The organism is Sphingobacterium tenebrionis (genome assembly GCF_037126265.1).
Lineage (GTDB): Bacteria > Bacteroidota > Bacteroidia > Sphingobacteriales > Sphingobacteriaceae > Sphingobacterium > Sphingobacterium tenebrionis.
This window is the reverse complement of the sequence record NZ_JAYLLN010000003.1, coordinates 161,751-171,259: the sequence shown is the minus strand read 5'-3', so window position 1 is coordinate 171,259 and position 9,509 is coordinate 161,751. Positions and strand designations below refer to the sequence as shown.

At 42.2% G+C, this 9,509-nt stretch carries 7 protein-coding genes; 3 read left to right on the top strand and 4 right to left on the bottom strand.

The window, feature by feature from the left end:
- The coding region (locus tag VJ786_RS02760) for a peroxiredoxin family protein (protein WP_367575539.1) at window positions 1-926 on the bottom strand (926 nt) is incomplete at its 3' end.
- 45 nt (window positions 927-971) lie between these two features.
- Window positions 972-2,348, bottom strand: a complete 1,377-nt coding sequence (tnaA, locus tag VJ786_RS02755; RefSeq protein WP_134778076.1) for a tryptophanase TnaA — start codon at window positions 2,346-2,348, stop codon at window positions 972-974.
- Between the two features lie 162 nt (window positions 2,349-2,510).
- Between tnaA and VJ786_RS02750 the strand changes: the two genes are divergently transcribed.
- The 3 genes from VJ786_RS02750 to VJ786_RS02740 all read left to right on the top strand — a co-directional run bounded on the left by VJ786_RS02750 (window position 2,511) and on the right by VJ786_RS02740 (window position 5,822).
- Window positions 2,511-2,924 (top strand): hypothetical protein, encoded by a 414-nt coding sequence (locus tag VJ786_RS02750; protein WP_336557234.1) that lies wholly within the window; start codon window positions 2,511-2,513, stop codon window positions 2,922-2,924.
- Window positions 2,925-2,930: 6 nt separating this feature from the next.
- On the top strand, window positions 2,931-3,494 hold the full coding sequence (locus tag VJ786_RS02745) for a GNAT family N-acetyltransferase (protein ID WP_336557233.1): 564 nt from the start codon (window positions 2,931-2,933) through the stop codon (window positions 3,492-3,494).
- 63 nt (window positions 3,495-3,557) lie between these two features.
- Window positions 3,558-5,822, top strand: coding sequence for a GH92 family glycosyl hydrolase (locus VJ786_RS02740; RefSeq protein ID WP_336557232.1), 2,265 nt, complete (start codon window positions 3,558-3,560; stop codon window positions 5,820-5,822).
- On the opposite strand, the gene VJ786_RS02735 is transcribed toward VJ786_RS02740, so the two are convergent.
- A complete protein-coding gene (locus VJ786_RS02735) occupies window positions 5,812-8,214 on the bottom strand; it encodes a glutaminase family protein (RefSeq protein WP_336557231.1) in 2,403 nt (800 codons plus the stop codon). The genes VJ786_RS02740 and VJ786_RS02735 overlap by 11 nt on opposite strands.
- A gap of 53 nt (window positions 8,215-8,267) precedes the next feature.
- Complete coding sequence (locus VJ786_RS02730; protein WP_336557230.1) at window positions 8,268-9,341, bottom strand: glycoside hydrolase family 76 protein; 1,074 nt, start codon at window positions 9,339-9,341, stop codon at window positions 8,268-8,270.
- Window positions 9,342-9,509: the final 168 nt, after the last annotated feature.

Genomic DNA, 9,509 nt, shown 5'->3' with positions numbered 1-9,509 from the left:
CTGATACAATAGCTACAGTTTTTGACCCAGAATTCCAAAAGAACCAAATCATCCTTAAAATCAGACATAGTAACCATTTTACCCGTCTGGAAATCTTCCAATTCAAAGGCAGGCGCATTTGCCCCTGCAGCAATTAATTGTAAGTCCTCCTTGCCCTTTATTTGAAGACCGGGATAGGAAGAAGCAAACCATGAATTCTCTTCTATCTGAGGCCCATTGATTTTTATCTGATCAAATTTCACCAAGACATAATCTTCCGGTTCAAAATTATTGGATTGAACCACTTGATAAGGCAAATAGGAAACCTTATCGATTAAGATCTGATTATAGATCCTAATATCCGCAGTCAATTGTTTCAGTCCTTCATTTACCGTAAATGACTTGCTTTTCATTTCAAGTAGCACCTTATGGTAAGACCTGCTATCAATAAGGGTATCCCCTAACCTTTTTTTGATAGATGTATCAGTTAATATATGAGGAATAACATTTCTTAAGCACAGGATAGAATTATAAAAAAAAGATGCTGCATTTAAATCTTGCTGGAGTTTTTCCTTTTTCAATGCTGCTGCCTGAAGACTTTCCATACTTGCGTTCTTCTTATCGATCCAAAATTTTCCGGAACCGTTAAAAACCACTTTGCTGACTTCATTGTCAAATTGGTACCTAAAACCTACAATAGGAATAGCCTCATCAAATTCGACAAACACAACTCCTAATAATTTATTCTCATAATCCTGGGACTTATAATTGATGTATCGAAAGGTCTCATATTGCAGGGTTTTGATGTCCTTCAATTTTGAATAGGTTTGTTGCAAAATTTCATTGACATCTGCACTTTCTTTAGAAACCATAGCAGGTTGGGCATCTGACCGCAAGGATATTCCTGTAAACAGAATAGAAATTAGTATAAAAGGCAATAATTTCATGGCTAGAAAGTCGAAAGTGTAATATGTAGGTGGGGAAAACCCCTCCTATTTTTTTTTCAATAAAATGGTAAAATGTCTCAATATCTCCGATTCCCAAACGATTTCAAGTCCCGACTGGATCTCTTCTCGTCTATCGAAAATATTCTTAAGCGCTGCAGCCACATAATCCAGATGTTTATAGGAATAGGTTCTCCTCGGAATGGCCAAACGCAGTAATTCCAATTTTGGAAAACGATCCTGTCTGGTTTCCGGATCCCGATCCGCTAATAAGGTTCCGATCTCCACACCCCGCACACCGGATTCTTTATACAGTTCAATAGCCAAGGTCTGCGCCGGATATTCCTCCCTCGGAACACGATGCAGAAAATTCAGGGCATCCACAAATACCGCATGTCCACCGATCGGCTTTTGGATAGGAATCCCATACTCGATCAATTTATTCCCCAAATATTCCACTTGGTCTATTCGTGCCTTCAGATAAGGTAGTTCCGTAGATTCCAATAAACCCTGTGCCAGTGCGGCTAAATCTCTTCCCGCCAATCCACCATAGGTGATAAACCCTTCGTAGATAATCCCCATATTTCCACAGGCACGGTAAAGCTTTTCATCCCTTAAGCCCAATAATCCTCCAATGTTCACCAAGCCATCCTTTTTCGCCGACATCGTAAATCCATCTGCATAGGAAAACATCTCCTTCACAATTTCCTTGATGGATTTATCCGCATAAGCTCCTTCGCGAACCTTGATGAAATAGGCATTTTCCGCAAAACGGGCGGCATCTATAAATACAGGGATGCCGTATTGATCGGAAAGTTTCTTCACCGCTTTGATGTTCTCCATCGATACAGGCTGTCCCCCGGAAGAATTACAGGTCACCGTGATCATACAGAACGGAATCTGCTCTTTCGGATGCGATTTATAGACCTCCTCCAATTTATCCAGATCAATATTTCCTTTGAAGGGATGCAGATCGTTGATATTAAAAGCTTCATCAATGGTACAATCGATCGCATGTGCCTTACGAAATTCTATATGCCCTTTGGTGGTATCAAAATGGGAATTCCCCGGAACAACATTATTTTCTTTGACCAAAATACTGAAGAGTACATTCTCTGCCGCACGGCCTTGGTGGGTAGGTAGAAAATACGGAAAGCCTAAGGTATTACGGATAACTTCCCTCAATTTCAGGTAGGATTGGGAACCGGCATAACTTTCATCGCCCATCATGATCTCTGCCCATTGACGGTCGGACATGGCACCAGTGCCACTGTCGGTCAATAGATCGATAAAAACATAATGACTTGCCAAGTTGAACAGATTATTGCCTTCCTCTTCGATCCACTTCTCGCGCTGCTCACGAGTAGATTGAAAAATCTCCTCTACCATCTTCACTTTGTAGGGCTCTGCCCAAGGTAATTCCATAAATTTTTATATTGGTTACAATTTCCTAAAGGTAGAAATCTTATTCTTCTTCATCAAATACATGGATATTATTTACCAATTTATTAACATGAAAAGTCTTGGATGTCTTACAATTTTTAATAAATTAGGCAAACATTATCCTAGGTTATTAACACGATTTAAATGACGAACATTAAAGAGCGCGTTTTACTCATCGCAGAATCCAAAGGGATTCAAAAAGTGGAATTTTTTAAGGGTATAGGATTATCTTACGCTAATTTCAAGGGCGTTCAGAAAAACTCGGCATTGGGATCCGATGCAGTGGCTACAATTTTATCCACTTATTCCGACATCAGTCCGGAATGGCTTTTGAATGGGTCTGGAGATATGCTACGCCCGGAAGAGTCTAATGAAATGGCGATCACCCTACCTTCAAAAATAGATCTACAGGAACAGAATACCGTCTTGATCGATGCACTTGAAAAAGTAATCTCTGCGCAGCATGCTACTATTCAATCTCAGGAAGTAACCATTAGCGCCCTGTCTGCGCGTATTGAGCAATTGGAGAAAAAGAAAAAAACAAAGAAGAAAAAATAAGTACACATGATAACTATTCGGCAGGGAGAAAAAACCGATTCAGCTGCCATTGCTAATTACCTCATGCTCGCTATGGAGGAAATTGCCTACCTATTTATCGGCCAAAGGGACGAGCAGCAAGCGAATCACTTCTTAAAAACATTGGTAGAACAGGAAGGAAACCAATATTCCTATCATCATAACTGGGTCATCGAATCGGATGGCGAAATTGTGGCAACCGCATTAGTGTACAATGGCGCCGATCTGGATCGCTTGAGAAAACCCGTCAAAGAATTGGTTGAGCGGCAATTTAACCGACCTTTCCAACCAGAGGATGAAACCCAACCGGGCGAATATTATATTGATTGCATTGGGGTCAATCCGAAACAGCAGGGAAAAGGGATCGGCAGCAAGGTCCTTGACTTTTTAATCCAGGAATATGTAGAAAAACAAAACCTCACCCTGGGTTTATTAGTGGATGATGACAACCCTAAAGCCAAAAATCTATACGAACGTTTGGGCTTTAAAGTGATGGGAAAGAAAACATTATTGGGAAAAAGCCTGGACCATATGCAACGTTCAAAAGGTTGATAATTTTTTATTAAATTTGGTTTTAAGCTTCATTTGCTGAGCACAGAACCTAATCTTGAGCATATGCCTAAAATCAGATTTAATAAATTCCAACAGGGATTGGTAAAAACCTTTTTACTATTATATTTCAGTGCATTTGGAACTACCGCTCTTCACGCACAATCCCCCTCCTCAGCGGTCGATTATGTAAACCCTTATATGGGGAATATTTCCCATCTTTTGGTACCTACCTATCCTACCGTTCATTTGCCGAACAGCCTGTTAAGGGTTTATCCTGAACGTGGAGACTATACTGCGGATAGGATAAGAGGTTTACCGCTCATCGTAACATCCCATCGTGGGAGTTCGGCCTTTAACTTAAGTCCTATTGCCAATAAACAGAAGGAATTAAAACCGATCATCTCCTATAGCTACGATCAGGAGCAGATCAATCCTTATTCCTATTCCGTTTACTTGGATGAAGAACAGATCCAGGTAGATTATGCGGTCTCCCATCAATCTGCAATATATCAACTTGAGTTTGAAGGAACTGATGACCCTCAGTTCATATTCAATTCCCGACGTGGCGAAATGAAATGGGATGAAGATGGGGTTTCCGGCAGTCAGGATATTGGGAACCGAACCAAAGTCTATCTCTATGCTGAAGCCGATGTAAAACCTGAAAAAGTAGGTCTGTTAAAGGATGGTAAACTTTTGGAGGGCACTGCAGCCAATGGCGATCAAGCTGCCATCATCCTACAATTCCCCAAAACGCAGCGTAAAATTAATATCCGTTATGGGATATCGTTCATTGATGCTGAGCAGGCAAAGGCAAACCTCAGAAGGGAAATCAAAACCTATGATTTAGAAAAGGTTAAAGATTACGGTAAAAACACCTGGAACAAGGCATTGGGTAAATTAAAGGTGGAAGGCGGAACGGAGAATGACAGGCATATATTTTACACTTCGCTCTATAGAACTTTTGAAAGACCGGTAAACATCTCCGAGGATGGGCGTTATTTTAGTGGTTTTGACGGTCAGGTACATCAGGATAGTGGCATACCATTCTATACGGATGATTGGATCTGGGATTCCTATCGTGCGCACCATCCCCTAAACGTCCTGATCGAACCGACCAAGGAAAGTCATATCCTGCAATCCTTTGTCCGCATGTCGGAGCAGATGCCCAACTTTTGGTTCCCTACTTTTCCAGAGATCAATGGAGATAGCCGTAGGATGAATTCCAACCATGGTGTTGCAGCCATTTTGGACGCCTATAAGAAAGGTATCCGGAGCTTTGAGGTCGAACGTGCTTACCAAGCTGCAAAGGGGGCTATTACGGAGAAGACCTTGGCTCCATGGTCCGGAAAACCGGCCGGTGGAATGGATAGGTTCTTTTACGAAAAAGGATATATCCCGGCCTTAAGACCCGGAGATAAGGAAATTTATCCGGAAGTCCATGGTTTTGAAAAACGACAACCCGTTGCGGTTACCTTAGGAACTTCCTATGACCTTTGGTGCTTGGCCCAACTGGCAAAGGAATTGGGGAAAACAGCAGATTATGAAAAGTTCCTTCAACTTTCCTTTAACTATAGAAACCTGTTCAATGAAAAGACCAAGTTCTTCCATCCCAAAGATGCGGAGGGGAAATTCCTGGAACCATTTGATTATGTGTTTTCTGGAGGTCAGGGCGCACGTGAAACCTATGGGGAGAACAATGCCTGGATTTACCGTTGGGATGTACAGCACAATATTCCGGATCTGATCCAGCTGATGGGTGGAAAGCAACAGTTCGTAAAAGAACTGGACCAGATGTTCAATCAGGGACTGGGAAAATCCAAATTTGATTTCTACCAACAATTACCGGATCATACCGGAAATGTAGGTCAGTTTTCCATGGCCAATGAACCTTCCTTGCATATTCCCTATCTCTATAATTATGCGGAGGCGGCCTGGATGACCCAAAAAAGAATTAAAACCTTGATCAAACAATGGTTCAGGAATGATCTTATGGGCGTACCGGGTGATGAGGATGGCGGCGGTCTATCCTCTTTCGTGGTGTTTTCCCAATTAGGATTCTATCCTGTAACTCCAGGATCTGCCGTTTACAGCATAGGTTCGCCGTTTTTCGACAAAGCAACCATAAGCATGGAGAATGGCAAGACCTTTACGGTAATAGCAAAAAATGCCTCGGATAAAAACAAGTATATCCAATCGGCAAAATTAAATGGGAAGCCTTGGAACAGTACGGAAATCACCCATGTAGATATTGCCAAGGGTGGAACCCTGGAATTACTGATGGGTGATAAAGCCAATAAAAGCTGGGGCGTTTCCCAGCCTAGTTTTTAGATTTTATTTTTTCTTCCAGCATTTTGATGAAATAAGCACCGACAACAGATCGGGCCTTAAAGCCCCTTCTTTCGGGTTTGTCGGTGAATACCCAATCGGACATCGGAACCCTGTTGACCGTTTCGTTCATGAATTGATGGACAGGGTTCACAAATCGTTCAAAGGTTGCCTGATCCTCCGCCATACTGGCTGTCCATAGGATCCAATCGGTCTTGGTATAGGTTTCTCGGGAATCCAACGGAAGCCCATATCTGTTCTGTTTGGTCAAATAATATTGGATTTCCTTCTCCCGTATCTTGGGATCAAAAATCTGCATATCAAAAAGATTATCCCAGACCATGTTGTACTTTTGGCTCCAGGTACCAGGTTTATCAAAAGTCAAACGATAATGATCGCCATCATTCGCCATTTTTTCCCATTCTTTCGCCATCTCTTTAGCTTTAGACAAATAGGTATTGGCCAAATCTTTTTTCCCCTGCATCTCTGCGAGATACCCAAAGGATGCTATACCCATAATGGCTTTTATGGAAAGATTTGCATTATGGGCGAAATGACCTGCAAAATCATCAGTGCACAATTGATTTTCGGGATCCAATCCCTTTTCCACCAGATAATCTGCCCAGGTTTTCAATACCGACCAATGTTTTGCCGCATAATCGGCATTCCCTTCTACTTTGGCGATGGCATAGGTCAGGATCAACATATTACCGCCCTCTTCGACTGGCATATCTCCTCCATAGGTCTGCCCATTCGCCACCGGATAGGTGCCGATATCATGTGCAGGGAAAGGCTTTTTCCATTTGCCGGATTCGGAATAATAGAAAATAAAGTTCATCATCGCTTTCGCCAATTCCGGATTGTAATAAAGGTATAGCGGCGCCGAAGGATAGGTAATATCCACCGTACCGATGGAACCGTTACTGTCATTTTCCTTGGATAACCAGAGCAGATCCCCATTGGGTGCCTGTACAAGCTTGTGGGCAGCAATGGATTGTCGATATGCGAGCGCACAAAGCTCCGCATAGGACTTACCATAACGTTGGTATTGCAGCATAAAATTCCGATCAAAATCGGCCACTTTTTTCATTAATAGATCATAATCCTTAAAGGCCAGCTCAAACTGCTGTTCGATACTGCTCTTGCCATCCTTATTCCAATAAGGTCTAAGGTTTTCCCCAAAATATTGGATGGCAAACACATCGTCGTAGCCAATGGCGAATTTGCCTTTCGCCTTGCCTTTTACTTGGATATTGGTTCGGAAAGCAAGTTTTTGAACTTCGCCAGATTCCACTTTTGCTTGTATGTTCTTCGCATCACTTGCCATGTAAAAATAGCCCCAATCGTTTCGGACATGATCGCCTTTTCGTTCCAAAATCTTCTGCGCAACAGATCCTGTTTTCAGGTAGGTAATTCCATTTTTCTGAAAAGTGCTGGAGCTGGATGCTTGGGTGGGTAAATGCAAGGCCCAATTTGGTGATGCTTCCAGGTAGAGTTCTACCGTTCTCGGCTTAGATGAACTGATTTCATAACTTAGGTAATTGACAGGTCGGCTCAATAGGACTAAGTCATCCAAGAAAAGTGGAGCGGTGAAGGTTATTTTTAATTCCACATCTCCACATTGAAATACATAATGGGTCTGCATAGGTTGTACATCTGCACTGATCTGTTTGGCCGTCTTTGGGAACAAAGCTTGATCGGTACGTTCTTTTAATAAACCCACATCGAGAAACCCATTCGCTCCACCATTAAAACAATAGGCGGCAATTACATTTTTGCCCGGCTTTAATGTTTTCAACACCGCATCGTTCAACTTCACTCTTTTGTTCTTACCAGTACCACCAGTTTTGACCACTTGTATGCCGTTGATGAATATTTCGGCATCATCGTCATGGGAAAATTCCAAGAGGATGGAACTGTTGGATAGATCTTCTTTCAGATCTAAGGTCCTTCTTACCCAGATTTTAGCGTTCGTCCAATTTGTTTTGCTATGGGGTTCATTTTCGAAGGTACCAAAAGCTCCTTTTCCTTGCTGCCAAGATTGGTCATCGTAGGAGATGGCTGTCCAGTCGCCGACAGGATCCTTGGTCAGGTATTTGGCCTCCCAAGGTTTATCTTCCCCATTGGGGAGCATGCTGAGGAGTTCCATTTCTTCGGTACCGAGGAATCGATAGTATTCATTATCTACTTTAAGAACACCCAATAAAGGTAATTTTTTATCGGACCAATGTCTCGGACTGGATTCATAGAGTTCGTCGGAATAAGACCAAGCACTCATATTAGGGTCTAAGGTGATCAAGGGATAAGCTGGAGCTCTTAGGCTGTTCTTTACGGATTGTGCATGAAGGAAGATCGGCACGAAAAGCGAGAGCAGAAAAAATGAAACTGATTTCATATCAAATAGATTTAGGTTGCTTTTTATGATTAGGTAGCTTTAGGATCGTTGTTCTAGCGAAGGATCTGCATCAAGGCCACAGCAGCACTGGCATCATAAACCTCGGTCTTTTCATGAGCCTTGCGGTGGAAATTCTTGTCCATCAAACCCCTATCATCGCGGTTTTTCCATGCAACTTCTACATTTTTGGCTAACCATTTCTTATACACATCTTTTTTATCATAAGGAAATAGCTGCTGGATATACTGGGCAAAAATGGCGGTATAAATTCCTTGCTCGATGCCGTTTTTAAAGGGTAGAATCCCTTCTGGATCCGACATGGAATCTTTGACATAGTTCGCTGCAAGCTTTGCATCCTCCAGGTAATCCTTGTTTTTGGTTTCTTCATATAGCAACACGCCTGCTCCAATACAGGTCGCCTGATTATATAGGTTGACCGTCCAATTGGTCTTATGTCCTGGAACCTGATGATCTCCCACCTTTCCTTGCTGTTTATCGAAAAGAGCTTCCCGGGACCAGGCATACACGGACTTTGCTTTCTCCAGGTAGGATTTATCTTTTGTAGCGCGGTAAAGATGGACCGCAGCCACTACCGAAGGATAATTGATGCAGGCTGTTTTTCCGCGTTGATCGGATTTCCATCCCCAGAACATCCCTCCTCGTTCAGGATCATAGGATCCCTTATCTGCTACTTTTGGGGTGCCTGACCATACTCTTTCAAATCCGAGTACAGCATGCGCCAGATAGGTGGGATCCTGCGTGAGTTCGTAGGCTCGTGCAAAAGAAATGATCCACCACATTAGATCGTCATAGATAAACCATATGGTGCTGTTGTTCCAATTATAGCCATCGTAATGTTTATAATTACCTTCGTATATCTGTTTGATCAGCTTGGCATACTGTAGAGATTTTGTTTTCTCATAAGCCATCATAGCCATATCCCAATAAATGGCTTGTGTCCAAATAGCTGCCACTTGTTTACTTTGTGGATAGACCATGTAGATCTGCTTTTCCGAATCCAGGAATTGACTGTTAAAATCTGCAAAAGCACGATCAGCATCTTGTGCAGAGCTAGGCACCGCAAAACAGAGCATGGCGATACTGCTGAGTAGTTTTTGGTTCATCATCTTTAGGTTTATGGCGTTTCGGCCTTATTAAAGATAATAACTAAAACGTTTTAACTAATTCATGTAATTGATTAGTTACAATAAATGTAACTCGAACAAGAAGGGCTTATTTTAACAAAATCCTAATTGGGATAGGACGAAATGCGGAATAAATACGAATTTATAAAT